Below are 26035 nucleotides of genomic sequence, written 5' to 3'. Positions count from 1 at the left end.
CCGGAGCGGGGCCGGCACGAGGCCTAGGGTGCGGCAGGAATTTCAATCATCGCGAGGTTCCACTGGTCCGACGTTGGGGAAGTGTCATTGATCGTCACGGGCGTGCCGCTCGTCGGCGTGGTGGAGTCCTGTCGTTGGACCCAGTAAGTGTCTCCCGCTGGCGCCAGGTACTGGTCGGCGAGGGTCTGGTTCGGTCCTAGCGTCCGGGAAATGGCGTTCGACCAGTCCGTGCCGACACCCCACACCCAGGAGCCCGCCCTCGTGGTGGTGAGGGTGGCAGTCGGGGCGCCGGAGGAGGCGTTCGCGCCCAGTGTCGCACCTGCCGTGGTGTCCGCCCCGCGGAAGGCGACAACCGTCATGGCGGCCTGCCAGCTGCCCGAGGCTTGCGTGGCGGTGACGGTCGCGTTCGACAGCGGTCCGGGTGCGACTGCTTGCCAGATCTCCGCGGTGCCCGGCTGGGTGTTGGATCTTTGTCGGAGTGTCCACGTGAGTCCGGCGCCGGTAACGCCGGCGATCCGTGCCGAGTTCGCGGAGTTCGGTCCGTCCGAACTGATGAAGGCAAGGAGGAGTTCGTTGGTGCCCGTGGTTGTCACACCGGGGGCACTGATCGTCGTCGCGCCGGTTCCTTGGTGGATGGAGACGATCTTGTCGATCGTGATCCCTGTGGGCGCTGCGATGGCTTGCGCGGTGGCCGTGTTCGACGGCGGGCTGGCGTTGCCTGCCGCGTCGAGGGCGACGACGGCGTAGGAGTAGGTAGTGCCGGCGACCACCGAAGTGTCGGTGTAGTTGGTCGACGCCGAGGTCCCGATCACGGTTCCGTCGCGCGAGACCCGGTACGAGGTGACGCCCACGTTGTCCGTGCTGGCCGTCCACGTCAGAGCTATCTGGCCTGGGGACGGCGACGCGGCCAGGTTCGCCGGCGCCGTTGGAGGAGTGGTGTCCTGGCTCGGTGCCGGCAACCGGATCATGCCTGCCGTGGACGGAACACCATTGCCGTCAACGATCGAGAGCAGGTAATACCCCGGAGGGGCGTAATTGCCGTTGACAGGCATTTGGACGTTCAGCCCGCCGGAGGCCTGCGTGAAGCTCAGGTTCATGGCCCGCGCGTTCTGGTCGAAGGCGTGGGTCACGGATCCTGTCTTGATCAGGGACACGGATTGGATCCGGGACCCATCCGGGGTTCCGATGAACGCCGTCGAACCGTATTGGACGCTGCCCGGTACGCTGGAGATGCTCGGCCGCGGTCCTTTGAAGAGGTACGGCGGGGAGTAGATCTGGTAGCTGTCCTGGTCCGCCACCCCGTTGTCGCCACCGCCGCCGGATACGAAGACCCGGCCGTCCGGGAGCAGGACGGCCACCGAGTGGTAGAGGCGGGGAACCGACATCGGCGCCATGGTGCTCCACGTTCCCGCGGCCGGTTGCCAGACCTCGGCCTGCATCACTGCTTTGCTGACATCCTGGCCTGATTTGTCGGTTCCGCCGCCTGTCGCAAGGACTGTGCCATCCGGAAGGTTCGTCAGGTTCACGAAGCTACGGGGGAACGCCATGGGGGCCGTTGCCTGCCATGCCGGGTTTTGCGCGTTCATGTCGAGCGTGTAGGCGGTGTCGGTGGACTGTCCCGTGAAGCCACCGTCCGAGGCCGATCCGGCCTTGATGAATTTGCCCGGCGCGTAGTTCGCGATCGAGGCGCCGTCCAGGACGCGGGAGTCCACGGTGGTCCATTGCTGCGTGGACACATTCAGGGCCAGCGTCTGGGTGGCTTGTTCGGACGCCCCGGCCTGGAGGATGCGGCCGTCGGGCAACTGATACATGAAGGGGTAATACGGGATGGACCGGTTCGCGCCTGTCAGGTCGGTCCACGAGTTCGTGGTGGGTGAGTAAACCTCCGGGATAGGCACGATGTCTGTCGAGGTGGTGTTCGCACCTGAGGTCACCAGGACCCGGCCGTCGGCCAGCGTCGTCGCCGTCGGATACCAGCGGGGGTGGTTCATGGGCGCCAGGGTCTGCCAGGTTCCCGTGGCCGGATCGAAGGCGGTCACGTTCCGAGTACCCAGTCCCCCGCTTGTCGCTGTCCCGCCTACGACGAGAATACGGCCGTCGGGCAGGACCGCCTGCCCTGCGCAGAAGAGGTCGACGGCGGCACTCGGCACCTGGACATAGCTGCCTGTCGCGGGATCGAGCAGGTACTGCTGGCCACCTTGGGAGAAGTCGCCCTGCCATGTGAGAACCTTGCCGGTAGGTGTCAGCGCCGCGTGGATGGACACCTCGGGCCAAGCGACGACAGGTCCCCACGAGCCGACCACCGACGGGTCCGTGCCGGACCCGTTCGCCGTCGTGAACGTCGCGTCGCCCGAGACGGCAAGATTGCCTGCCGCGTCAGCGGATTTCACCCGGTAGTGGTACAGGGTGCCGGCCGAGAGCCCGGACAATGCCACCGAGTGGGAGGTCTGAGGCGTGGAATCTTGAACCGTGCTTTGGCCGTATGCCGTGGTGGTGCCGTATTCCACCTGCGAGCTGGAAGCTTCGTCGGTGGTCCAGGTGATGGTGGCCCCGCTGGAACCGGGCGTGCCGGCAGATACAGAAGAGATCACGGGCGGAGTCGTGTCCCCTGTAGCCGAGGCCGGAAGAATTTCTATGACGGAGAGGTTCCACTGGTCAGTCGTGGGTGCTGTGTCATTGATCGCCACAACGGCAGGAGGTGCCGCCGTCGTTATTGCGCTCTGGCGCTGGACCCAGAAAGTATCGCCTTGGCTTGAGAGGTACTCATCGACCTTTGTCTGCCCGACGCCGACAGTGCGCGCGGTGGCCCTGTCCCAGTCATTTCCCACTCCCCACACCCATGAGCCGGTGCGCGTTGTGGTCAGCGAAGCGTTGGGAGCCCCTGTAGCGGCGTTCCCCGTTCCGACAGCGCCGTCGGTCGCCACATCCGCGCCGACAAATGTGACCACAGTCATCGACGACTGGTACGAGCCCGAGTTAGTGGCCGTGACCGTGGCGTTCGTCAGCACTGCCGGTGCGACGGCCTGCCAAATCTCCGCGGTTCCCCATCGGGTATTGGTCCTTTGGCGCAGCCGCCAAGAGAGGCCGCCACCGGTGACGGACGAGAAAGACTCTCCGCCAGTGGTTTGGGGCCCGTCCGACATGACGAAGGCAATAAGCAGTTCGTTCGCCTGGCTTGTCGTGAAGGCGGGCGAGACGATTCGCGTCGAAGGCGTGCCTTGGTGCGTGCTGACAATCCGGTCCGTCGCCAGAGGTACCGCGGCTGCCGCGGGCGCGGCTGCCGGGAGCAGGCTCACGATAGATCCCGTGATGGCAAGGGATAAGCTTGCAAGCAGCGTGAGGGCACGTGAGGCATGGACTTTTCCGAACACAGTGATCTCCTCACGGTTCCGCAGGGAAACGCATCACCCATGCCGCCCGACGCGCCGGGCCAGGTACGGCGGATGGGAAAGACCTTACTGATCCGGCATGGCTACCGCCCGAGTAGCGACTACTTGTAAACGTCGCGATGTCTTTCACCGCCTAGTTACTCAAGCTTCGCCGGTGCGATAACAACACTCCCCGGAGCATTCCACTTGTGCCATTGACGAAGCATTCCACTTGTGTCATTGTTTTCTTAGAACGTGAGGTGCATCACGGAAATACCATCGCTATCGGAGAGAACCATGAAGCTCGAAGACATCCTCCTGGGAGTACTCCTGGAACATCCCAGCACGGGTTATGACCTCAAGAAGTACCTCGACGTGCACGGACGGTTCCTCCGGTCCAACACCCAGATGAGCCAGGTGTATCGTTCCCTCGCCGCAATGGAGAAGCAGGGCTGGATTACCCACACAGTCGAGCCCCGCCCGGGTGCGCAAGACGCCAAAACGTACCGTGTGACGGACGAGGGGGCCACTGTCTTCCTCGACTGGCTCACCGGCCCGTACCAGCCGCCGTCGCGGTTCCAGGACCCCGAATTCGGCGCACGGCTGAGCTTCGCCGGGTTCATGAGCGCCGAGCAATTGCTCCGACTCCTTGACGTGGAAATCCATACCCGGCAAGAAGAGATCGCCAGGTACAGGTTCCGGGATCGGCGCGAGAACTGGGCACCGACCATTCCGTTTGACGCCGAGTTCGCCGATTCCCTCGGCGAACGGCTCCACACCCTCGGCGCCGCAGCCATTGACGCACACGTCGCCGCCATGACCGAGCTTCGCAAAGACCTCCTTGACGGGAAGCTCTCCTCGCGTTCCTTGACCGCCCTTCCCGGCGACCTGGACCGTTCCGAGCTCTCCGGCTGAGCGAACGGACGACGCCGTCCTTTGACCCGCGCCCACCCCTCCTGAAAGGACCATGATGAGGGCCATTATCCTGATGTTCGACAGTCTGAACAGGCACATGCTTGCGCCGTACGCGGACACTATCGTGGAGGCACCGAATTTCGCCCGGCTCGCCGCACAGTCCGTGACCTTCGAGAACTTCTACGCCGGCTCCATGCCCTGCATGCCGGCCCGCCGCGAAATGCACACCGGACGCTACAACTTCCTGCACCGAAGCTGGGGGCCCCTGGAACCGTTTGATGATTCCATGCCAGAGATCCTCGGCAACGCAGGGATCCACACGCACCTCGCCTCCGACCACCCGCACTACTGGGAAGACGGCGGCGCTACCTACCACCCCCGCTACACCACTTGGGAATTCTTCCGCGGCCAGGAGGGCGATCCTTGGAAGGGCGTCGTCGCCCCGCCGTCGGTAGACGTGGCAGGGTCCGGCGGCGGTGCCCTGGATTGGCGTGCGGGGATGAAACGCCAGGACCGCATCAACCGCTCCTACATGCCCACCGAGGCCGAACACTCCCAAACCCGCACCGTAGACGCCGGAATCCATTTCATCGACACGAACCAGGCCGCAGACCAGTGGATGCTCCAGATCGAGCTCTTCGACCCGCACGAACCCTTCTTCACCCACGACGCCTACAAAGCCATGTACCCCCACGACTACGACGGCCCCGAGTTCGACTGGCCCGGCTACCAGCGCGTCACCGAACCCGAATCCCAGGTCGAGCACGCCCGCTACGAATACGCCGCGCTCGTCTCCATGTGCGACAAATCCCTCGGCCGGGTCCTGGACGCCATGGACAAGTACGACATGTGGAAAGACACCCTCCTTCTTGTCAACACCGACCACGGTTTCCTCCTGGGCGAGCACGGTTGGTGGGCCAAATCCGTCCAGCCCTGGTTCAACGAACTCGTCCACCTGCCCATGTTCCTCTGGGACCCTCGGACCGCCGGAGCCGACACCCGCCGCGCTGCACTCGCCCAGACCATCGACGTCGCCCCCACGATGCTGGGCTACTTCGGGCTCGAACCGACGCCGGACATGCAAGGCCGGGACCTCGCCGTCGTCCTCGAAGACGACACCCAGGTCCGCGACGCGGCACTGTTCGGTATCCATGGCGGCCATGTCAACGTCACCGACGGCCGCTACGTTTACATGCGCGCAGCCGCCGACCCCTCCAATGGGCCGTTGGAGGACTTCACGCTCATGCCCACGCACATGCGCTCCCGCTTCAGTCCCGGGGAACTGGCCGCGTGGGAACCGGCCGAGCCGTTCACCTTCACCAAAGGACTGCGCACCCTCAAAATCAGCACCCACTCCCTCATGAACTCCTGGGCCCACGGAACCCTCCTGTTCGACCTCCACAAAGACCCGAGACAAAAAGCCCCGATCACTGACGAGAAAATCGAACTGCGCATGCTGGTCCTGCTCGCCGATCTCATGCACGCAAGCGACGCCCCGGCAAGCCAATTCGCCCGGCTCGGCATTCCCTTCGATACGGCACCCACCACTGACCACCTCCTCGTCCGCAGCCAGCCCGAACGCGCGGAAGTCGACCTCGGGGCCCTCCCCCCGCTCTCGTCCTTCTCCGACAACGGCGCGGCACTGAACATCCCGATCCTTGAACTCCTGCAGGACCCGCACCGCCGCACCACGCTCGAACGCCGCCTACCGCATCTGGTGACCACCGAACTGGTCAACATCCCCGCCCAGCTCACCCTTTACCAACTGGCGAAGGTCAGCCCCATCCCGGCCACCACCCTCGAACACCTCGCCGAGGAACTTTTACCGGTTCCGGCCTGAGCACCCTTCATCAAGCAAGCTGCTCACCACCCCCCGTCCACCTGTCAAAGTAGTCAGGAAAAGATCATGGAAGCCCAGATCATCAAGGCCACTCCCGTCGAAGGAGAGCTCCAAGCCCGCCGCGTTCCCCACCGCTGGCGCAACCTCATGGTGCTCACAGGAGTGAGCATCGTCGACAACACGGAAGCCGGCCTCACGTCGACGATCTTCCCCTCGATCGCGCAGGCCCTGAAGCTCAACAGCGGTCACTTGGGGCTCCTCGCGGCCCTTGGAAAAATTGTCGCCGTGCCCGCTGGCCCGGCCTGGACGTGGCTCGCCGGACGTATCGGACGCCGGAATACGCTCGTCCTGATCACCCTCGTCGGCGGCCTGTTCGGCGCGGCGGCCGGCTTCGCGCAGGACTTTACCCAACTGCTGATTTTCAATGCGCTCATGTCCGCAGCGATGGTGGGCGGCGTTCCGATCTCGAATGCGATCCTCGCTGACTCCTTTGATGACGCAAACCGCGGCAAGGCAGTCGGATACTTCTATGGCTTCATCAGCCTCATCAGTTCCTTCGTCGGTCCACTCATCGCGCTTTTCACCGGGCTCACGGACGGCTGGCGCTACGGCATGTGGACGATTGGGGGCATCTGCGTCCTTGCCGGGCTATTGGTCGCCGCACTGTACAGGGATCCAGGAGTCGGCGCCGCCGAGGCGCAACTGGCCGACCTGTCCGAAGGCAAGCGCCACCTGTCCCGCGTGACGTTTGGATCAGTGCTCTCCATCATGAAAGTGCCTTCATTTTCCCTTATGATGGTTTCCCGGCTCCTGTCCGGACACCTGCTCATCGCGATCTTCGGGATCCAGTTCCTCGTGACCGAGCGTCACTTCTCGAACGCGGTAGCAGCCACCGTGCTCATCCCGTTCGGCCTGTCGTACTTCGCCGGAACGATCGGCGGCGGATGGTTCCTGGCGCTTCTTGACCGCGTGATCCCGCACCGCGGCCGAGTCGCCTACCTCCAGGGCGCTCAAGTGTTCTTCGCCGTCGCGGCATTCTTCGGAACCCAGTTCCACTACGAAGGAATTGGCATCTATGCCGTCTTCTGGGGGCTCATGGGGTTTGGCCAGGGCCTCAACCCTGCGGCAAACCGCTCGATCGTCGCGGCCGTCATCCTGCCGGAGCTGCGCGGACAGGCGTTCGCAATCTTCCTGACCATCTTCGAGACCATCGGCTGGGCACTGTTCTCCCTTGGCGCCGGCGCCCTCGCCACGAACCTCGGCATCCAGACGGTGTTCTTCTGGATCATGGTGGTGCTCATGCTCGTCAACGCAGCCGTGCTCACGGGACTTTACCGGTGCTACCCGCGTGACGTTGCCCGGGTCACCAACACCCTTGAACAGCGCCGCCAGGAAGCGCTTGGGCGAGGCTAACCCGGGTTCGTGAACGTGAATGGCCAGTCCGCAGGTTGGACATCCTGCTGACTGGCCGCGCGAGCAACCCCGGCACCGCATTCGTCGAGGGCGGCCGGCAGCCAATTCAAAGGACAAGACTCCTGGAGAGGGAACCGTGAAGCAGCCGAATATCTTGTGGATTTCCACGCATGACATCAATCCGGATCTGGGGTGTTATGCGGGGGTGTGGCCGGGGGCGGAATATGCGGTGACGCCTCACCTTGACCGGTTGGCGGACGACGGCGCGCGGTTCGACGCCGCGTTCGCGGCGGCTCCCATTTGTGCGCCGGCGAGGTCGGCGATCATGACGGGGTGTTTCCCGACGGCGATCGGGACGATGCACATGCGCACGAAGGCGGTCCCGCCGCCGGAGGTACGGTTGTTGCCGGAGTACTTCCGGGCCGCGGGATATTACACGACGAATAACGTGTTCACGGATTTCCAGGTCGAGGTGCCCCGGACCGTATTTGACGACTGTTCGGCGTCGGCGCATTGGCGCAACCGGCCCGATCCCGGCCAGCCGTTCTTCGCCGCGTTCCACGGGATGGCCACCCACGAATCGCAGATCTACCTCGGGGAAGAGGCGTTCGCCGCAGCGACCTCCCACGTGCCCGCCGAGGCCAAGCATGATCCCGCGGGCGCGCCAGTGCCGCCGTACTACCCGAACACACTTGTGTTTCGGGGCGCGATCGCAAGGTACGCGGACCTCATCACGGAAATGGATGCATGGGTGGGGAGGATCCTGGCGGAGCTGGAGGAAGACGGACTTTCGCAGGACACGATCGTGGTGTTCTGGTCCGACCACGGCCGGGGGATGCCGCGGGCGAAACGGTGGGCCTGCGAGTCGGGGTTGCGCGAGCCGCTGCTGGTTCGCTGGCCCGGCAGGATCGCCCCGGACACCGTTGTGACGGACCTCGTGCACACCATGGACCTTGCACCGACCATGCTCGCCGCCGCGAGCCTACCCGTCCCTCACCACATGCACGGCAAGGCCCTGTTCGACCGGAACGGCCGCTTGACCGACTGCCCCAACGAATACGCCTATGGCGGCCGTGACCGGCAAGGCGAAACCGAGGACACGATCCGCACTGTGCGCGACTCGCGGTTCCGGTACGTCAGGAACTATCACCCCGATCGTGCCCCGATGCAGCACAACGACTACCCGGACAGGCTCGCCACGTGGGCCGAGCTGCGGCATTTCGCGTTTCTCGAGGCCGAGCAACTAGGCCGTGGCGAACGAAAGAGCCTCCTGACCCCGCTCCAGCGGCAACTCCTTGCCGCGGACAAGGCGGCCGAAGAGCTCTACGACCTCGAAGCCGACCCGCACGAGACCCGCAATCTCGCCGAAGACCCCCGGCACGCAGGCGACCTCGCCCGGCTCCGCCAGGCGCTCGACACCTGGCAACAACGCTATGGCGACCTCGGCCTCATGGACGAGGAAACCCTCCTCGAAGAGTGGCGCCCCGGCGGGTGTGCGCGCACGACCGCGGCCCCCGCCGTCGTCGATACCGCGGACGGTCTCGTCGCCGAATGCCCCACTAGCGGGTCATCCATCGCGTGGACCACCGATCCGCCCGGAAACCCCGCCATCCCCACACCGTTGGAAAAGATCGCAGGAATCCCTGCGAACGACGGCCGCCACTGGCACCTCTATACAACACCCGTCCACCCCGAGGCACACACCGTGTGGTTCCAGGCCTGGCGCCTCGGCTTCCAACCCAGCGCCGAAGTCGCCATCAAAGTGCCCTCCGCCCTCGCCTCCTGACACCCTCAACCACCGAAAGGCCCCCATGAACGCCCCCTTTGAATCCCGTTCCGTTGAATCCGGTTCTCATGGATCCCCCACTGCTGTGCTCGCCTCGTTGTCCTTGGAGGAGAAGGCGTCCCTGACGTCGGGCGCTGATTTTTGGAACACGAAGGCCATCCCGGTGGCCGGAGTGCCGGCGATGCTGTTGACGGACGGCCCGCACGGGGTACGCCGGCAGGCCGAGGGTGATGATCACGTCGGGCTTCATGCCAGTGTGCCGGCGACGTGTTTCCCTCCCGCCGTCGCGCTCGGATCCACCTGGGACCCGGAGTTGCTGACCCGCGTCGGTAAGGCGCTCGGCACCGAGGCCAAGGCCGGAGGCGTGTCCGTGCTGCTGGGGCCGGGGATCAACATCAAACGTTCCCCGCTGGGCGGACGGAACTTCGAGTATGTCTCCGAGGACCCGGTCCTGACCGGGGAACTCGGCGCCGCGCTTGTGAACGGCGTCCAGTCGCGGGGTGTGGGGGCATCCCTGAAGCACTTCGCGGTCAACAACCAGGAAAGCGATCGGCTGCGCGTCAGCGCGGACCTGGACCCCCGCCCGTTGCGGGAAATCTACCTGCGCGGCTTCCAGAAGGTCGTCACCGCTGCGCAGCCATGGACGGTCATGTGCTCCTACAACCGGATCAACGGTGTCTACGCCTCGGAGGATCCGTGGTTGCTCTCCGAGGTGCTGCGCGGCGAGTGGGGCTTCACCGGGCTGGTCGTCTCGGACTGGGGCGCGGTCAACGACCGCGTGAGAGGCTTGTCGGCCGGGATGGACCTGGAAATGCCGGCAAGCGGCGGCATCACGGACGCCCAGATCGTCGACGCCGTCAAGAACGGCACCTTGGATGAAACGGTCCTGGACACCGCCGTCGCCCGCGTCCTCGACCTGGCCGACCGCACCGCGGGGGTCCGGGTAGCGACCGGGAACGGGACGTCCTTCGACGTCGACGCCCACCACGCCCTGGCCCGGGAGGCCGCGGGGCGCAGCATCGTGCTGCTCAAGAACGAGGACGGTTTCCTGCCGCTGGACCCCGCATCCACGGGAACGATCGCGGTGATCGGCGAATACGCCCGCACCCCCCGCTACCAAGGCGGCGGCAGCTCCCTGGTGAACCCGACCCGCCTCGACAACGCCCTCGACGCCATCCGCGCCGTCTCCGCCGCCGAGGTGGTCTTTGCCCCGGGTTACGTCCCGGGCGAAGACGCCCCGGACACTGCGCTCATCAGCGGCGCCGCGGACGCAGCCCGCGGCGCCGGCACCGTGGTCCTGTTCCTCGGTTCCGAGCTCGAATCCGAAGGCTACGACCGCACCGGCATCGAGCTGCCCGCCGCGCACCGGGCCCTCCTGGACGCGGTCCTGGACGCGAACCCGGCCACCGCCGTCGTCCTTTCCAACGGCGGCGTCGTCGCGACGAATGACTGGGACCACCGCGTCCCGGCCCTGCTGGAAGGCTGGCTCCTCGGACAGGCCGGCGGCCTCGCGACCGCGGACGTGCTCTTCGGCCGCGCGAACCCCTCCGGACGGCTCGCCGAGACCATCCCGCACCGGCTCCAGGACACCCCCGCGTACCTCGATTTCCCCGGAGAGCACTCGCACGTGCGTTACGGCGAGGGACTCTTCGTCGGCTACCGGCACTACGACAGCCGCGACCTTGACGTCGCCTACCCGTTCGGCCATGGCCTGTCCTACACCACCTTCGCGTACGCCAACCCCGCCCTGACCGCGGACGACGGCGGCATCATGGTGCGCGTGGACGTCACCAACACCGGCACCCGGGCAGGCCACGAGGTCGTGCAGGCTTACACCTCTGTGCCCGGCTCGGCGTTCGTGCGGCCGCGCCGGGAATTGAAAGGCTTCGCCGTCGTTCGTCTCGAACCCGGCCAGAGCGCGACGGCAAGCATCCGCCTCCAACGGGACGATCTCGCCGTCTGGCACTCGGCCCTGGGCCGCTGGGTCCTCGAGGGCGGGGATTACACGGTCGAGGTCGGCGCCTCCTCCCGCGACATCCGGCAAACCGCCACCATCCGGCTCGACGGCGATGACCCCACCGCACCACTCACCAGGGACGCGACCCTGATCGAATGGCTCGACCACCCCGTCGGCGGGCCCGTACTCTCCCGGATCCTCCAGGACTCCGCCACCGCAGGCAACCAGCTCGCCGCGATGCTCAACGAACCCGAAGGCCGCGCGCTCATCGGCAGCTTCCCCCTCGGCCGCCTCGCCGCGTTCCCCGGCAGCCCCCTCACCCCTCCAACTAACGACGAACTCACGGCCCGCACCGATGGGTAAGAACACCAACTCCTTGGAAACCGACGAACCCGGCACGGGGAGCATCATGCTCCAGTGGGCCACCCGCAAGCACAGCCGGACGCTCATCCTCGGTCAGCCCACCCCCGGGCGGCATCCCGTCCGCGACGGGATGCCGGCGGACGATCCGGGGATGATGACTTGTCCCCGGACCACGTGATGCAATCACCAGAGCACCTACAGAGGGAAGGAACCCCGATCCGTGTCTGAAACACACGCGCCCGGCCACTGCTGCACGCCGCGAAGGACGGGCGTGACGATCCACGGGCAGGAAACCGAAGAGACAGCTCCATCCGGGACGACGGCGCACGTGGACGTCCCGGTTCCATCCGGGGTCTTCCGGATGGGCGACGCTTTCGGCGAGGGCTACCCGACCGACGGCGAAGCACCGGTCCACGAAGTGGCGCTGGACGGGTTCCGGATCGATGCCACGGCCGTGACCAACCGCATGTTCGCAGCCTTCGTCGACGCCACCGGCTACCGCACCGAAGCCGAGCAATACGGCAGCTCCGCCGTGTTCCATCTCCTGATCAACGCCTCGGACCGGAACATCCTTGGCCGGGCCGCCGGCGCCCCCTGGTGGCTGAACATCCGCGGCGCCGACTGGGCCCACCCCACCGGACCCTCATCCGACTGGACCGACACACCTCAGCATCCGGTGGTCCACGTGTCTTGGCACGACGCCCAGAACTACTGCCGCTGGACCGGACGCCGCCTGCCCACCGAAGCCGAATGGGAATACGCCGCCCGCGGCGGCCTCACCGGCAAACGCTACGCCTGGGGCGACGAACTCACCCCGGACGGGGAACACCGCTGCAACATCTGGCAAGGCACCTTCCCCATCACGAACACCCGCGACGACGGCTACCTGGGCACCGCCCCGGTCCGGTCCTTCCCGCCCAACGGCTACGGCGTGTACGAAATGGCAGGCAACGTCTGGGAATGGTGCGCGGACTGGTTCCTACCCAAGTACTACCGCACCTCACCCCGGGAAAACCCCCAAGGACCCACCATCGGGGCCGGAAGGGTCATGCGCGGCGGCTCCTACCTCTGCCACGACTCCTACTGCAACCGCTACCGCGTCGCGGCCCGCACCTCAAACACCCCCGAATCCTCCTCAGGCAACTGCGGCTTCCGCACGATAGGGCTCGCATGAAACTCAAAGAACCCCTCTGGCGGCGCGAGGGACAGCGCCCGGATTACCGCTTCTCACTAGCCAACGAACGCACCTTCCTGGCCTGGATCCGCACCGCCCTGGCCATCCTCGCCGGAGCCATCGGAATCGACCAGCTCGCACCCGAGATCGCCCCAACCCCCGTCAGGATCTCCCTGTGCATCGCGTTCGCCGTCATCGGAGCACTCCTCGCCCTCGAGGCCTACCGCCGCTGGTCCCTGCAGGAACAAGCCATGCGCAACAACCGCGAACTCCCCCACGCCTGGCTACTCGTCACCATGGCCATCATCGTCGCAACAGCCGCAGCCGTTCTAGCCATCCTCATCCTCCTCGCCAAATGACCCCACCGCCCGTCCGCGACCCCGGCCTACAACCCGAACGCACATCCCTGGCCTGGCGCCGCACCCTGCTGGCGGCACTCGTCAGCGCCTATTTCATCTGGCGCGCCGCGACCTCAGCCTGGGCCAGGCACGGCGGACGGATCGACATCGAGGTCATCGGCCTCGGCACCGCCGCTGCAGTCGCGACCGCAGCCGCCACCATCATCACCGCCTGCGCCCTCCACCGCACCAAAACACTGCACCGCACGCCCGGCGCACCTCATGGCGTCCTGACCCGAACCACCGCAGCCGCGACGCTCGCCCTCGCAGGAGCAATCACCGCGGCCATCGTCCTGTCGCACTGACACCACCGGAGCCATCCGCCAAAGGAACCACCAATCACCCGACTACCTACGTCATCAACACATCGCGAAGGACACGGCATGGAACGTCCCGAAATAGCAAAAGATTGGTGTTCGATCCGCGTCTACGACCGTATCGACATGGACATCCAACTGAATCAAGCGGAAGCACAACTTCGAGCCAGCGCACAGAAAATCAAAGAACGTGGAATCCTCATCACTCGCCCTTCCGAAACCCTTTAGTACACGGGCGCTATTCGGCCCTGAACGCCGTCGCTGTCAGCTTCGACGGAAGTGGCCTGGGGCCGGAATGGCTGTAAGGGAAAGGGTGGTGAAGTTCAGGCCTTGGTCGATCATGGCCGGCAGGGCTTCCTGGTAGCCGGCAGAGGTCCCGGACCCTGGTTGGTTCATGTGGCCGATCACAATGTCTCCGGCGCGTACCGAAGACAATTGCGAGGCGACCGTGCCGGGCGGGAAGGTCGCACCGCCGTCGGAATTGATGGAGAAGTTGACCGGGACAAGGCCCATGGCGACGACCACTTGGACGGCGGTTTCGTCGTAGAACGCTGTACCGGCGCGCAACCACGGTGTGTTCTGCCCGGTGAGCGCGGCGATGCCGGCCGCGCCGCCTGAAACCTCGTCCATGACCCCCTCCACGGAGCTGGTCCCGGCGATCCCGTAGGCACTCCGGCCGGTCGTGGAGAGCGGGACATGGGCGAGGCCGTGGTTTCCGATCTCGAACAGACTGTCGGAAGCGAGTTCTCTGCTCAAGGACGGGTTTGAGGTGATCCAGCGGGCGTTCAGGAAGAGTGTCGCTGGTATGCGGAGACGTCTGAGTGTTTCGATGAGACGGGCGTCGTAGCCCGATCCGCCGGCACCCCCGCAAGCGTCAAAGGTGAGCGCTATGGCCGAGGATCCGGTGTGGGTGACGATCCCCGGAAGGTCGAGACCCCATCGACCGGGTGGTTCGGCGGCGAAGCGCGTTTCGATATCGGACCGGCTGGGCTGAACCGGCGCAGTGGGTACCGCGGACGCCTTCGGGCTTGTTGCGGCTGCGGCTTTCGCAGCCGGAATCTCTTGTGTCTTCGGAGATGTAGGTCGGGCGGAAGTGTCCGGGGTCGGGAATGCGCATCCCGCTACGATGGTCCCGAAAGTTGCCGCGCCGGCAACCAGGAGGACGGAACGACGGGAAACCTCCGCTTGTGTTCCTTCGGCTTTCCTCGGGGTTTCCGTGCGCATGACGGGCCAAGGTGCTGTGCGCGGGTCAAGTGCGTTATCCAGAAAACCAGCCTGCCTGTCGTGCCGCTCGGTGTCCGACCAAGGTGGATTCAACTCTTCACCGGCTCTCTGAAATGGTTCGAAAGCCCGTCCGGGTACCGGCGGCGAGCCGCTAGGGTCGGAGGGCGAATCGTCGCGCGTGCACGGGTTCACCTAGTTGGCCGCCGTCTTTGTGGGGACAACGTGGACGGCGTGTTGCTGCTGTTCCCGTTGGGCGTGACTGGAAGGCAAATGATGCAAGCGTCGGTGTCTATCCGACGGTGACGCGCCATACGGAGGTCCGGCTGTCTGAATGGACGAGAATACGGCCCTTGCCGTGGTCGAGCCAGACCCAAAAGAGGGCCGCTTCGGCCATGATCTGGTCAACTGTTCCTGAGTCGGAAGTCTTGTCGGGGCGCCTGAGGTGCACACGGTCCAATGGCTGGAGGAGGTGCCATTCGTGCTCGTCCAGTCGTTGGAATTCATCTGTCACCTGAGGGGAGGCGTGTTCTGTGCTCATGTTTTCCTCCATGGTTGACCCCGTTGGGGTGTGGTCGCCGGGTGAGCCGGTTTTCCGGTGGGTGGGCGTTAGCCGAAAAGGAATTTGGCTTCATCCCATCGTTCTTGGGGGACGGTTTTTAGGCGGCCGAGGGCCTCGTCGAAGTGGACGGATTCGATTGCTGTGCCTTTGAGGGAGACCATGGTTCCCCACTGTCCGTGGGCGATGGCTTCCACAGCGGCCATGCCTAATCGGGTAGCCAGGACTCGGTCAAACGCGGATGGCACTCCCCCTCGTTGGATGTGGCCAAGGACGGTGGTGCGGGTTTCAATGCCGGTCCGCGATTCGATTTCGAGGGCGATTTTGTCGGCGATTCCGCCCAGGCGCGGACGTCCGAAGGTGTCCAGGCCGCGTTCGGAGTGCGCGGCGGTGTGCCCGTGTTCGATGAACCCTTCCGCGACGACGACGAGGGGCGCCCGTCCCCGGTCTTGTGCCTGCTGTACCCAGGCTGCGATCTGGTCTGCGTCCACGCGCTGCTCGGGGATGAGGATCGCGTGGGCCCCTGATGCCATTCCGGCGTGAAGCGCAATCCAGCCGGCGTGTCGTCCCATGACTTCAGCGACCATGCACCGGTGGTGTGATTCACCGGTTGTCCGCAGTCTGTCGATGGCCTCTGTGGCGATTTCGACGGCGGTGTCGAAACCGAACGTGTAGTCCGTGGCTGCCAGGTCGTTGTCCACGGTTTTGGGGATGCCAACGATTTTGAGCCCTTCCTGGGACAGTCGTTTGGCAGCGGTGAGCGTCCCTTCTCCGCCGATGGCGATGAGGGCGTCAACGCCCAAGGTGTTCAGCGTGGCCCTGATGTTGTCCGCGCCGCCGCACGGACCATCGAAGGGGTTGGTCCGCGATGTACCCAGGATCGTGCCTCCTTGTTTGGAGATTCCGCGGACTGTTTCCCTGGGAAGCTGGATCGCGTCGCCGGCGACGACTCCGCGCCATCCGTCGCGGAAACCGACAAAGGTGTGATCGTAGGCTTTGATGCCTTTCAGGACGGATCCTCGGATGACTGCGTTCAGCCCTGGGCAGTCTCCTCCGCTGGTGAGAATACCTATTTTCATGGTGTGCGGCTTTCCTTTGCACTGGGCCGCCGAAACCTGCGGTCAGGGGATGGGAACGCGGATGGCGAGCGGGTTCCGGCGCCGGCCCCCGGCCGTCGGGGTGTCTGTTGCGAGGTACGTGCCGGCACCGGAAATGTAGTTGCTTTCCGTGGTCAATTGATGACCTGCTTCAGCCTGGGGCGGCGTGGTCCGCGACGGCGGAGCCGCTGAGCCCCCTGCGGAATCCGGCCTGGCATTGTGTGAACACGAGGTCCGCAGGCTCGCTGGCATTGGAGTGGTGCTGACGGGTTCGTGTCAGCTGAGTTTTGCCCGTTCCCTGAGCAGGATCTCTTGGGGAAGCGGGAAGTAGACGCCTTGGTCGAGGATGGCTCGCTGGCCGTCCCGGCTGAGCACGTAGCGCAGGTATTCGCGCGTGCCTTCTGCCTGGGGACCCTCGGCTCCCGGGTCGATGACGAGGTAGACGTTGCGCGCCAACGGGTATTTGCGGGTCGCGAAAGAGTCGGCGTCCGGGGCGTAGAAGGCGTCGCTGCCGTGCGGGGCAAGGTGCAGCGGTCTGACATGTTCGATACCGTCAGCATGGTACAGGCCGGCGAGGGCGATCCCGTAGGGATTTTCGGACAGTGCCGCCATCATGTCTTTTGTTGTCAGGGCTCCGGGGGCTTGCTGCTTGGATCCTGCTTCGACGTATTCGCGGTAGTTCGGATTCCACTTGCGACCACCGCCGAAGACTTCCCGTTCGAAGAAGGTGGTCATCCCGGTCTGGGCGAAGCCGTAGGTCTGGATCGGGGCGTCCGCCCAGTGGCCTTCCAGCCCGAGCTGGCCCCAGGTTCGAATGTCCTTCTCCGCGCCCCGTGCTGCCGTGGGATTCCAACGGATTTCCCTGAACCCGCCAGTCCGTTCGGCGCCGAAGATCCCATCCAGCTGGTCCACGGTCAGTCCGGCGATCGGGTTGCTTTCGTGGACGAAGGCTGCGAGTCCGTAGCTGCCTCCGGCGACGTCCAGGGCTCCAGTTGCCACTGCTATCTCGGCGGGCATGCGCTTGAGTTTTTCACCGAACGAGAGGAATTCGGTGAGTACCGATTCCCGTCCGCTTGCGCCGAGTTCCGCGACTCCTGTCATCACGCCGATGATGCCTGATGCCTTGCAGAGGTCGTCCTCGAATCGGGCTTCGGGGTGGAATTTGCGGAATCCGTCTTCCCATCGGGGGACCATGTCGGCCAGGGAGACACCGAAATGGCGTAACACGCCGGAAAATGGAGCGCCCGGGACGTAGGGAGGCAATTCCTCGACGGCTTGGACGGTTTCTTCGCTGTATTCCACGGTTGTTCTCGACCGCCTTTCAGTGTCGTTTTTCGGGGTCCGGAGTTGCGCGGAGCATTCGGGCGGACCGCGCAGCCCCGGACGGTGTTGTTTCCTTGAGCGGGTTCAGTCGTTCTGGTCGCGCAGCACGGTGACGGTGCTGTCGTTGTTGAGGATGAAAAGGCTTCCGGCGGAGGTGTGGATGAGTCCGCTGATGGCACCGGGCGCGGGGTCGTGCCCGAGCTCGGTGAGCCCGATGGGCGAGTCGGAGACGAAATCATGCACCAGCAGTTGCCGGCAGGAGGAGCCGACGATGAAGAGCCTCTTCCGGGGGCTCACGACCCAGTTTGCCGGCTGGTCAATGACGTCGATGGTGCGTGCCACGACGTGCTCTGTTCCTGAAACGGCAGCCACGGTGCCGGCGCCTGTTGATGCTTCCCCCGCTCCGAGCACCCACATCTCGTCTTTGCCGTTGATGGCTTGGATGGGCAGCATCCGGAAGGGCCGGTGATTCACCGGAACGGTGGCGAGGACCTCGTCATCGGCGATGCGAATCACTGTCACGGTGTCGTCGGCCTCGTTGGAGATGTAGATGTTTCCGTGCTCACGGAAGATGGCGTTCCGGTTCGGCCGGTGCCCGACGGGGATGCGGCGGATCACTTCGTTGCTGTGGTCGTCGAACACGGTGACGTCGTCGGATTCGGTGCTGACGACATACGTCTTCCCGACGGGTTGGGTGATCGGCTTATAGCTCGCACCCCACGGCTGGCCCCATTTCGGCAGGCCGCCCACCGGGATCGTTGCGATGACCCGGGCAGAGGACATTTCGACTGCACTGACCGTTCCGTTGCCCTCGTTGAGCGTGTAGACGATGCCCCGGTCGAAGGCGGGCATGGTCCCGGTGGGTGCACTTCCGGGCGGCAGCGCGACCCTCTGGAGCACCTCTCGGGTCCGCGGCTTGATGATCGCTGCCTCGTCCGCGGACCGGAGCGCGACGAGTCCGACGTTGCATCCGGCATCGAAGGAGAAATGCGCGGCACCGCCTCCGATGTGCCATCGATCGATCACCTGACCGTCAGCGTGGTCGAGAACGGTGATGGTGTCACCGCCGGTGTCCGAGACCCAGACGTGTCCGGACTCCTTCACATAGCCCAGGTGGAGGTGCGGGCCGGCACCCACTTCCACGGTCGCGATCTCCCGGTACCTTACGGTCGTGCCGACTGCCGCGGTCATCGGCGGGCCTCCTTCGCCAGGACGCCGGAACCGGCGTGGGCCGCGGGTGGGCTGTTCCGTTTTGTGATCCCCAGAGAACAGATGCTCGTCATTGTGCTGCGTTCCTCTCGTTTGAACTCGAGTCCGCCGACTCATCACACGGTCGCCCTGATAAAGGCCAACCAAACGAAACCTATACTTAAAATCAACAGAATGCTAGATCTATTTGAAACAACTGTTATATTCTCAACGCACGAATATGGCCATCCGGCTTATCCGGGTGCGAGAATGACGGCATGTCAGGGAATGGACAGTGGACCATTGAGGATCTGCTCACACTCGCGTCGGATACGGCGATCGAAGCGGGCGGCCTCCTCCTGGAGCGGCCGGGGAAAGCCCCGGACCGGATCGGGACCAAAGCCGGTGCCGGTGACATCGTCACCGATGCTGACCGCGATTCGGAGTCGCTCATTATCCAGCGGCTTCTTGCCGCCCGGGCCGAGGACGGCATCATCGCAAAAGAGCGCGGGGCATTCACCGGCAGTACCGGACTGAACTGGGTGATCGATCCTTTGGACGGGTCGGCGAACTATGTGCGCGGCGCTACTCCGTTCGCGGTATCCGTCGCCGCCTGTGACGCCATCGAGGGCCGCAGTTTGTCGCCTCTGGTCGGGGCGGTGTTCGACCCGGCCCAGCGGGAGATCTTCCGCGCGGCTCTTGACACCTCGGGCGTGCACCAGCTTCTTCACCCGTCAGCGAAGGGCACAGGGAGCGCCGCATGAGGACCGTTCTTCCGCAGCAGGCGGTCCTGGTTCCATCGAAGGCGAGACTCGCCTTCGAAGGGGTCATTTTCAGCACCTACCAATGGCGGCAGAGGGCCTTCGACGGAACGGAGCAGGTCTTCGAAATGCTCAAACGCCCCGACACGGTCCAGGTTCTTGCGGTGAGGGATGAGTCAATCGTGGTGCTGCATGAACGGCAGCCGGGAGGACCGCCCTACTACTCCATTCCCGGCGGCAGGCACGACCTGGAGCACGAAACCGAGCTTGACGCGGCCCGGAGGGAGTTGCGGGAAGAGACAGGCATGGTCTTTTCCGACTGGAAGTTGCTCGTCGTGACGCAGCCGCACGCCAAGATCGAGCACTTCGTCTATCTCTTCCTCGCTACCGGTTTCGAGTCCTTGATGCCGCCTAGCCTGGACGGCGGCGAGCGGATCCAGGTGCAGCTCGTCGGCCTTGATTCCCTGAAGGAAATCGCACTACGACCCGATGCGCGCGCCATGCCCACCGGAATCCTCCATCAGGCCGACACCATCGATACCCTGCTCCGGTTCCCGGCGTATCGTCCGTAACCCCTCCCCCGCGGACCGGCTCCCGGCATGACCCTTGCGACAGGACGACGGCGTCACGGTCTGGTACGCCGCATGGTGACGAATCGGGCCGACGGGGCCGTGTCCGGACGCCAGCTCCAGGAGACCTCCTGGTGCGGTGGATCCCTCCACCCGCCAGGAGGCCCGGCAAAGCACCGGGGCCGTCACATTTTCATGCGGGGCGCCCGATGAGAGCCTTTACTTGGGCGAGAGTTTGAGCAGGACGAGTTCGGCGTTGACGCTGCCGGGCACGGGGGCGGCGTAGGGGTCCGAGGCCGAGGGCCAGCCGGTGGCGCGGTCGGTGCGCCACATTCCGGCGCCACCGGAGAACACCAGAGGCAGCCCGGGCAGGTCGTTGACCATGACATTCTGGATCGCCCCGACGGCGGTCTGCTCTTGTTTGCTGCCCGGCGCGGCTGCGGCGTAGGCGCTGAGCAAGGCGGGCGCGTCCGGGTTCGGGTACCGCTCGTAGTTGAGCTGGGTGCCCGTTGCGGCGGCCTTGATCGGCTGTTGGTTGATGATCCGGTTGTAGAAGTCATACACCGAGGGAGTTCCGCCGTTGGTGCGCATGGTCAGCTCGTAGTTGCCCATCTCGACATCCTTCACGTAGGCCTGTTGCTGCTCCGATTTCACCGTGACCTTGATCCCGGCGGCCGCCAGTTCCGGCACCATCACCCGGGTCATGCCGAACAGGTCGGCCTGCGGGTAGGTCGTCGGCACCGTGAGCTTGAAGTCCAGCCGCTGGCCGGTCGGAGAGACGAACACGTTGTCCGAACCGAGTTGGTAGCCGGCGGCGGTGAGGATCTTCTTCGCTTGCTCCGGGTCCGCCTTGCCGTACTTCTGTCCGGAGAACGCCGACGCGATCAGGTCGCTTCGCGTCTTGACGTCCATCCCCGTGGGGGATTCGACCGGGGCGTTCAGCCCGGCCGTGCCGATCTTCGAAATCTCGTCGCGGTCCAGTGCCATGTCCATTGCCTTGCGCACCGGCAGCTGATCGAGCGGCGCGTGGTTGAAGTTCGGCAGGAGCAGGGCGACCGACGGGTTGATGGTGGTGTTCCAGTAGTCGATGGCGTTCGGAGCGAGCTTCTTCACGGTCGCACCGTCAATGCCGGCGGTTCCGATCCAATCGACGCCGCCGGACTGCAGGTTGGCGATCATGCTGCTGGAGGAGTCGGCCGCAAGGTACTGCACCGTGGGGAAATTTCCTCCGGCCTGCCAGTAGTAGGGGTTTTTCTGCAGTGTGATGGCCTGCGGAGTGAACGTCTTGAGCATGTAGGGGCCGGTGCCGACCGGGTTGGGGTTGGCGTACTTCACGGGGTCCTGGACGTCTTTCCAGATGTGCTCGGGCACGGTCTCGGTGCGCCACCACATGACCTGGTAGGCCGGCTTGCTGAAGTGGACGACGGCGGTTGTGTCGTCAGTGGCCTCGGCCCCGGTCAACGGAAGGGATACTGCGTTGAACGCCGGGTTGGCCTTCATCAAGTTGAACGTGAACGCCACGTCCTTTGCCGTGAACGCCGTGCCATCGGACCACTTCACCCCGTCCTTGATCTTCAGAGTCAGAGTCTTGCCGTCCGGGCCCCAAGTGTATGAGGTCACGAGCCAAGGCCGTGTCTTGCCGCTGCCGAAATCCTCCTGCAGCAAGGGCTCGAAGATCGCGTAGGCGGCAAACCCGGTGGCGCTGGAAGAGCTGGCGATGAGCGCATTGAAGTTATCGGTGAACGGTCCGGAGGCGCCTGCGGTCACCTTGAGGGTTCCACCTGCCGTATTTGAGGCGCTGGAGGTGGTCCCGGTGCACGCCGCCGTGGCAAGCACGCAGCCCACCATGGCGGCAGCGACGGTGACCCGCACCCGGAGTAAAGGATTCGTTGTCATCAGGAACTTCATTGTTCTTCTTTCGTTGTGCGCGGCGTCCGCGCAGCACGTGATCGTGCCCCGGCGTGGGGAGCCCAACGGGCCACCGGCAACACGAAGCTAACGGAAGCTACAGTTCTGCAAGACAAAAGAGTAGACCTGACAGCAACACAACGGCAATAGAAAAATTAACAGCTGTTAATTCCAAACTGGTATTAGAGTTGAGGCGCTACGTAACTAAGTGGGAGGAAGCCGCCACGGCGCCACGGTGTCTTTCTTCAGGAAAGGAAAACGATGTCGACCTTGCAGACGAGTGCCGCGCAATCCTGGCAGATCCTGCCCGAGTATGAGCCCCAAGCCGAGCTGAGCGGCAAGCTCGTGGCGTGGGGTGACCCCGCGTTTCAGGAACTCTGGGACGGATGGGCCAAGCACTTCGGGCAGTTCCATCCCGGGCTCGAGTTCGACTCGTTCCTCCGGGGCACATCCACGGCCGTGGGTGGTCTCTACACGGGCGTTGCAGACATCGGTCTGTTCGGCCGGGAGATCCGCAAGCTGGAGCGCACGTCGTGGAAGCGCATCTTCGATCACCAGCCGGAGGGGTTCGCGATCGCCACCGGCGCGTTCGACACGTTCGCCAAGACCGTGGCGGTCGCGGTGCTCGTCAACGCCGAGAATCCCATCACGGAACTAAGCTTCGCCCAGCTGGACGCGATCTACTCGGCCGAGCGCCGACGGGGCTATCCCGAGCCGATCACCCGGTGGGGCCAGCTCGGTCTTACCGGCGAGTGGGCCGACGCGCCGATCCACACCTATGGCCTGGATCGCGACACTGGGACGGCGCAGCACATGTGGCTGCGCGTATTGCAGGAAGGACCGTGGTCTGATCGGGCGGTGCTGCCCAAGGGGGCACCGACGCGGATGTACGCAGGTTCCGGAGGACATGCCGCCGAGGCGCTCGTCACTACGCTTGAGAGTGACCGCCACGGCATCGGGCTGGCGGGGTTCAGGAACCTGACCAAGGATTTGAAGGCAGTTCCGATTGTCGAAGACTCAGGTCATGCGGTCGCGGGGACCCGGGAAACGACGGCCAGCCGTGAGTACCCGCTCAGCAGGTCGGTCTACGCGTTCGTCCGCGAGGCACCCCATACCCGCTGGGACCCGAAGGTGAAGGAGTTCATGCGGTTCGTGCTGAGCCGCGCCGGGCAGTCCGTGGTCGCCGCGGAAGGCGACTACCTGCCCCTGCCCGAGTCGGTCGCCGGCCCGGAACTCGTGCGGCTGATGGGTTTGTCTTCGCCCACGGAGTAGGCCGGCGCCTGCGGGGTGACCGGTGTCGTTGCGCCCGGGGCCAGGTCAGCGACCAGCCCCGGGCACCACGGTTATCCGACCATGCTCTCGACCCGGCCCGGCTGGAGGCCTTCGAGGAGCTTGGGCGCCGTGCCGCTGGTGATTTCCTCGGCAGCCAGCCTCCCGGTCAGGGCACCGAGGGTCACGCCGGTAGGGACGGTGGTGACGTACAGTCCCGGATGTCCGTCCCAAAAGCCGACAGCGGGAAGCCCGTCGAACGAGGGGCGGTGGGCGATCCGGATGCGTTCTGCCCGGGCGCCGGCCGGTTCGACGTCGGTCAGCGCCTCCCCCAGCTGCGCGAACAACGTCTGGACGGCCGGCTCGGGCAAAGTCCAGTTCGTGGAGTTGATGTCCGCATCGATGCCGGAGGAGCGGAGGACAAGGCGCCCGCCGGTATCGGGCCGGACGCTGAGTCCGGGAACGTGCAGCACGGTCGTGAGCTTGGAGGTTCCGGGTGAGGTGGTGACGGTGACTCCCGGGGTGCCCTCCGTGCGCACACTGATCCCTTGCGTTTCCAGAAGGCCCCCGATGCCGGCACCGGCTGAGAGGACGACGACGTCGGCCTCGATCCGCTCACCGCCCGCGAGGATGACCCCGGTGAGGTTTTCCTCGTCCGAGAGGAGTGCCTCAACTTTGGTCGAGTGTCGTACGATGGCGCCGCAGTTGGTGGCGGCGGCGAGCAACTCGTGGATGAGCAGGGGCACCGTGACGTGCCCCTCGCCGGGAAAGAATACGCCCAGCTCGTAGTTCTCGTGGACACGGATCACGGGGTCAAGACGGGGGAACTCCGGCGGGGCCACGGGGATTGCCGCGTAGCCGGAGGACTCGAGCAGCTCCGCCCGAGCAAGCAGCCCTGCGGCTTGGACCGCGGTGGCGGCCACGTGGAGATGACCGTTCCGGTGAAGCCAGGAAGAGCTGCCCAGCTCCCGGGCCACAAGCGACCATTCGGCCATCGAGATGACGCTCAGATGGTGGTAGGGCCGGAGCTCCTTGGCGTTGGAGTTCAGCCACGCGAAGCTGGCCGCGCTGGCTCCTTCCCCCGGGATCCCTTGGTCAAGGACGGTCACGGCAACGCCGCGTTTGGCGAGCTGGTAGGTGATGGATGCGCCCAGGACTCCGGCGCCGACGACGATGACTTTCACTGTTTCTCCTTCTGGTTCATCCTTGTTTGACGCCGGGCGCCGTGGGCCGGTGCTGGTGGAGGCGTTCGGGGCTGGACAGTCATACTTCTTGCCGGTCGACGCGGCGCATCAGCTGGCCTGCCGTCAGGGGTGGCCGGTAGTCGATGCCAAGGTGGGGGGTTTCCACGATGTCACCCCCGAGTTGGCGGGAGGTCATCGCAGCTTCGAGAATGCCGCTGGTGAGCACGGTCCGTTCGATCGGGAACGGCGACTGGCCCGTGAACAGGAACCGGTCGACGAAATGCGCCAGATGGTCGAAGTTCCAGGTCGGTGGCTTCTTTTGTCCTGGAGCCGCCACGGGAGCGCCGACCATCGGGACATCGGTGAGCTTGGACCCAGTGGGCGTCCAGGTGACGAGCGGGTCGGCGCTCTCCGCAGACCGCACGGCGATGGACCGGCGCAGCATGAATCCGGTCAGCAGCAGCACGCTCACCCGGGTGCCGTCGTTGTAGTTGACGACGATGGCCTCTTCGGCCCCGCGGGGCGGGGCGCCCAGGTCATGGGGCTTCGTTGACGGATACCGCCTGTAGTACTCCCGGGCGCCGCCGGCATAGTGGGGTACGGCTTCGATGGCCGCATCGGCGAGCTCCCGCGACCACAGCCCGCCTTCGGTGAACGCGTCCCAAAACCGCTCTCCCGAGACGAACTGCACCGATGCCACACCGGTCTCGAATCCTGCGCGCCGTTCGATCATCGACTGGATCAGTTCCAGCGGGTGGAAGATGGGCGGCTCTCCCGAACCGGTGGCGACGGCGACGACCTCGGTCACCCGCGATCCGACCGGGATCTCCACGGGTGGACAGCGCACGGTCACGGGAACGGAGGAGCCGGCCATGAGCGGAATCGACAACCGGCGGGACGTCTGGTAGATCTCGCTGATCTCGGCCCATGTGTTGCCCAGGTGTTTGTCCAGGAACACCGGAACCGGCCGGCCCGATCGCTCGCATTCGCCCGCGACCTGCATAAACATCTCGTGTCGCCGGTCCTTGGGCCTGCCGCGCCCGTCGAATTCCTCGGGCCGGCCCGAGCGGGGGTTGCGTTCGGCGATCAGGACGACGCCGTCGACGTCGATCCCTGTGCCGGTCTCCGACAGCGCATCGCCACGGCTTTCCGCCGCCCGCACGCCCCACTGCCCGGTCCGCTGCGTTCCGAGGTCGGCCGGTCCCGGGTCGAGTACGTGCAGGGACGCCAGCTCGCAGAGCGGTTCGGTCGGCGTCCACAGCAGTTCGTAGCCGTCGTGCAGGCGTCCCAGAATCAGGTCAGCGTGTGATCCGGCCCAGTATTCGTTGACCACCGCCGCGATTCTTGGCCGCCCGCTGCGGCCGGTGGGTGTCGTGGCTTCAAATGCCGACATGTGTCGCCTCTCTTTCACGCATGGTTGGGTGG

General features: G+C 65.2%; 22 protein-coding genes. 13 read left to right on the top strand and 9 right to left on the bottom strand.

The window, feature by feature from the left end; genetic code table 11:
- Window positions 1-23 precede the first annotated feature (23 nt).
- Complete coding sequence (locus tag ABCW42_RS03495) at window positions 24-3296, bottom strand: galactose oxidase-like domain-containing protein (protein WP_423183541.1); 3273 nt, start codon at window positions 3294-3296, stop codon at window positions 24-26.
- A 369-nt stretch (window positions 3297-3665) separates the two neighbouring features.
- Here ABCW42_RS03495 and ABCW42_RS03490 point away from each other — a divergent pair, with 369 nt between their 5' ends.
- The 10 genes from ABCW42_RS03490 (at window position 3666) to ABCW42_RS03445 (ending at window position 13759) form a co-directional block, all read left to right on the top strand.
- Window positions 3666-4283 (top strand): PadR family transcriptional regulator, encoded by a 618-nt coding sequence (locus ABCW42_RS03490; protein WP_423183540.1) that lies wholly within the window; start codon window positions 3666-3668, stop codon window positions 4281-4283.
- A 52-nt stretch (window positions 4284-4335) separates the two neighbouring features.
- On the top strand, window positions 4336-6123 hold the full coding sequence (locus ABCW42_RS03485; protein ID WP_423183539.1) for a sulfatase: 1788 nt from the start codon (window positions 4336-4338) through the stop codon (window positions 6121-6123).
- Window positions 6124-6189: 66 nt separating this feature from the next.
- On the top strand, window positions 6190-7536 hold the full coding sequence (locus ABCW42_RS03480; protein ID WP_423183538.1) for an MFS transporter: 1347 nt from the start codon (window positions 6190-6192) through the stop codon (window positions 7534-7536).
- Window positions 7537-7672: 136 nt separating this feature from the next.
- Complete coding sequence (locus ABCW42_RS03475) at window positions 7673-9322, top strand: sulfatase family protein (protein WP_423183537.1); 1650 nt, start codon at window positions 7673-7675, stop codon at window positions 9320-9322.
- 25 nt (window positions 9323-9347) lie between these two features.
- Window positions 9348-11642 (top strand): glycoside hydrolase family 3 C-terminal domain-containing protein, encoded by a 2295-nt coding sequence (locus ABCW42_RS03470; RefSeq protein WP_423183536.1) that lies wholly within the window; start codon window positions 9348-9350, stop codon window positions 11640-11642.
- The gene (locus tag ABCW42_RS03465; protein WP_423183535.1) at window positions 11635-11820 is read left to right on the top strand and encodes a hypothetical protein; all 186 of its coding nucleotides are present in this window, start codon (window positions 11635-11637) and stop codon (window positions 11818-11820) included. Before ABCW42_RS03470 ends, ABCW42_RS03465 begins: the two co-directional genes overlap by 8 nt.
- A 99-nt stretch (window positions 11821-11919) precedes the next feature.
- Window positions 11920-12816, top strand: coding sequence for a formylglycine-generating enzyme family protein (locus ABCW42_RS03460; RefSeq protein WP_423184797.1), 897 nt, complete (start codon window positions 11920-11922; stop codon window positions 12814-12816).
- Window positions 12813-13175: a YidH family protein gene (locus ABCW42_RS03455; RefSeq protein WP_423183534.1), complete on the top strand. Its 363-nt coding sequence runs from the start codon at window positions 12813-12815 to the stop codon at window positions 13173-13175. The genes ABCW42_RS03460 and ABCW42_RS03455 overlap by 4 nt, the downstream gene beginning before the upstream one ends.
- Window positions 13172-13519 (top strand): DUF202 domain-containing protein, encoded by a 348-nt coding sequence (locus ABCW42_RS03450; RefSeq protein WP_423183533.1) that lies wholly within the window; start codon window positions 13172-13174, stop codon window positions 13517-13519. The genes ABCW42_RS03455 and ABCW42_RS03450 overlap by 4 nt, the downstream gene beginning before the upstream one ends.
- 78 nt (window positions 13520-13597) lie before the next feature.
- Window positions 13598-13759 carry a hypothetical protein gene (locus tag ABCW42_RS03445; protein WP_423183532.1) on the top strand — a complete coding sequence of 54 codons (162 nt, stop codon included), beginning with the start codon at window positions 13598-13600 and terminating at the stop codon, window positions 13757-13759.
- A 36-nt stretch (window positions 13760-13795) separates the two neighbouring features.
- On the opposite strand, the gene ABCW42_RS03440 is transcribed toward ABCW42_RS03445, so the two are convergent.
- The 5 genes from ABCW42_RS03440 to ABCW42_RS03420 form a co-directional block, all read right to left on the bottom strand.
- On the bottom strand, window positions 13796-14755 hold the full coding sequence (locus tag ABCW42_RS03440) for a polysaccharide deacetylase family protein (protein ID WP_423183531.1): 960 nt from the start codon (window positions 14753-14755) through the stop codon (window positions 13796-13798).
- Between the two features lie 289 nt (window positions 14756-15044).
- Window positions 15045-15293 (bottom strand): hypothetical protein, encoded by a 249-nt coding sequence (locus tag ABCW42_RS03435; RefSeq protein WP_423183530.1) that lies wholly within the window; start codon window positions 15291-15293, stop codon window positions 15045-15047.
- Between the two features lie 68 nt (window positions 15294-15361).
- On the bottom strand, window positions 15362-16390 hold the full coding sequence (locus tag ABCW42_RS03430) for a 6-phosphofructokinase (RefSeq protein WP_423183529.1): 1029 nt from the start codon (window positions 16388-16390) through the stop codon (window positions 15362-15364).
- 294 nt (window positions 16391-16684) lie between these two features.
- Window positions 16685-17710, bottom strand: a complete 1026-nt coding sequence (locus tag ABCW42_RS03425) for a PstS family phosphate ABC transporter substrate-binding protein (RefSeq protein ID WP_423183528.1) — start codon at window positions 17708-17710, stop codon at window positions 16685-16687.
- Between the two features lie 105 nt (window positions 17711-17815).
- Window positions 17816-18922: a hypothetical protein gene (locus tag ABCW42_RS03420; protein WP_423183527.1), complete on the bottom strand. Its 1107-nt coding sequence runs from the start codon at window positions 18920-18922 to the stop codon at window positions 17816-17818.
- A gap of 275 nt (window positions 18923-19197) precedes the next feature.
- Between ABCW42_RS03420 and ABCW42_RS03415 the strand changes: the two genes are divergently transcribed.
- Both ABCW42_RS03415 and ABCW42_RS03410 read left to right on the top strand, forming a co-directional pair.
- Entirely contained in the window at window positions 19198-19683 is a 486-nt protein-coding gene (locus tag ABCW42_RS03415) for an inositol monophosphatase family protein (RefSeq protein WP_423183526.1), read from the top strand.
- Window positions 19680-20252, top strand: a complete 573-nt coding sequence (locus ABCW42_RS03410; protein ID WP_423183525.1) for an NUDIX hydrolase — start codon at window positions 19680-19682, stop codon at window positions 20250-20252. Before ABCW42_RS03415 ends, ABCW42_RS03410 begins: the two co-directional genes overlap by 4 nt.
- Before the next feature lie 216 nt (window positions 20253-20468).
- Here the strand turns inward: ABCW42_RS03410 and ABCW42_RS03405 are convergent, their stop codons facing one another.
- Entirely contained in the window at window positions 20469-22145 is a 1677-nt protein-coding gene (locus ABCW42_RS03405; RefSeq protein ID WP_423183524.1) for an ABC transporter substrate-binding protein, read from the bottom strand.
- A 273-nt stretch (window positions 22146-22418) separates the two neighbouring features.
- Between ABCW42_RS03405 and ABCW42_RS03400 the strand changes: the two genes are divergently transcribed.
- Window positions 22419-23429, top strand: a complete 1011-nt coding sequence (locus ABCW42_RS03400; RefSeq protein ID WP_423183523.1) for a PstS family phosphate ABC transporter substrate-binding protein — start codon at window positions 22419-22421, stop codon at window positions 23427-23429.
- 71 nt (window positions 23430-23500) lie between these two features.
- On the opposite strand, the gene ABCW42_RS03395 is transcribed toward ABCW42_RS03400, so the two are convergent.
- Together ABCW42_RS03395 and ABCW42_RS03390 are read right to left on the bottom strand one after the other, a co-directional pair.
- Window positions 23501-24610, bottom strand: coding sequence for an NAD(P)/FAD-dependent oxidoreductase (locus ABCW42_RS03395; protein ID WP_423183522.1), 1110 nt, complete (start codon window positions 24608-24610; stop codon window positions 23501-23503).
- Window positions 24611-24689: 79 nt separating this feature from the next.
- On the bottom strand, window positions 24690-26003 hold the full coding sequence (locus tag ABCW42_RS03390; protein WP_423183521.1) for a hypothetical protein: 1314 nt from the start codon (window positions 26001-26003) through the stop codon (window positions 24690-24692).
- Window positions 26004-26035 lie beyond the last annotated feature (32 nt).

Source organism: Arthrobacter sp. NyZ413 (genome assembly GCF_049390645.1).
In the GTDB taxonomy this organism is placed as follows: domain Bacteria; phylum Actinomycetota; class Actinomycetes; order Actinomycetales; family Micrococcaceae; genus Arthrobacter.
The sequence above is the reverse complement of the archived record's forward strand: the minus strand, read 5'-3'. Positions and strand labels throughout refer to the sequence as shown.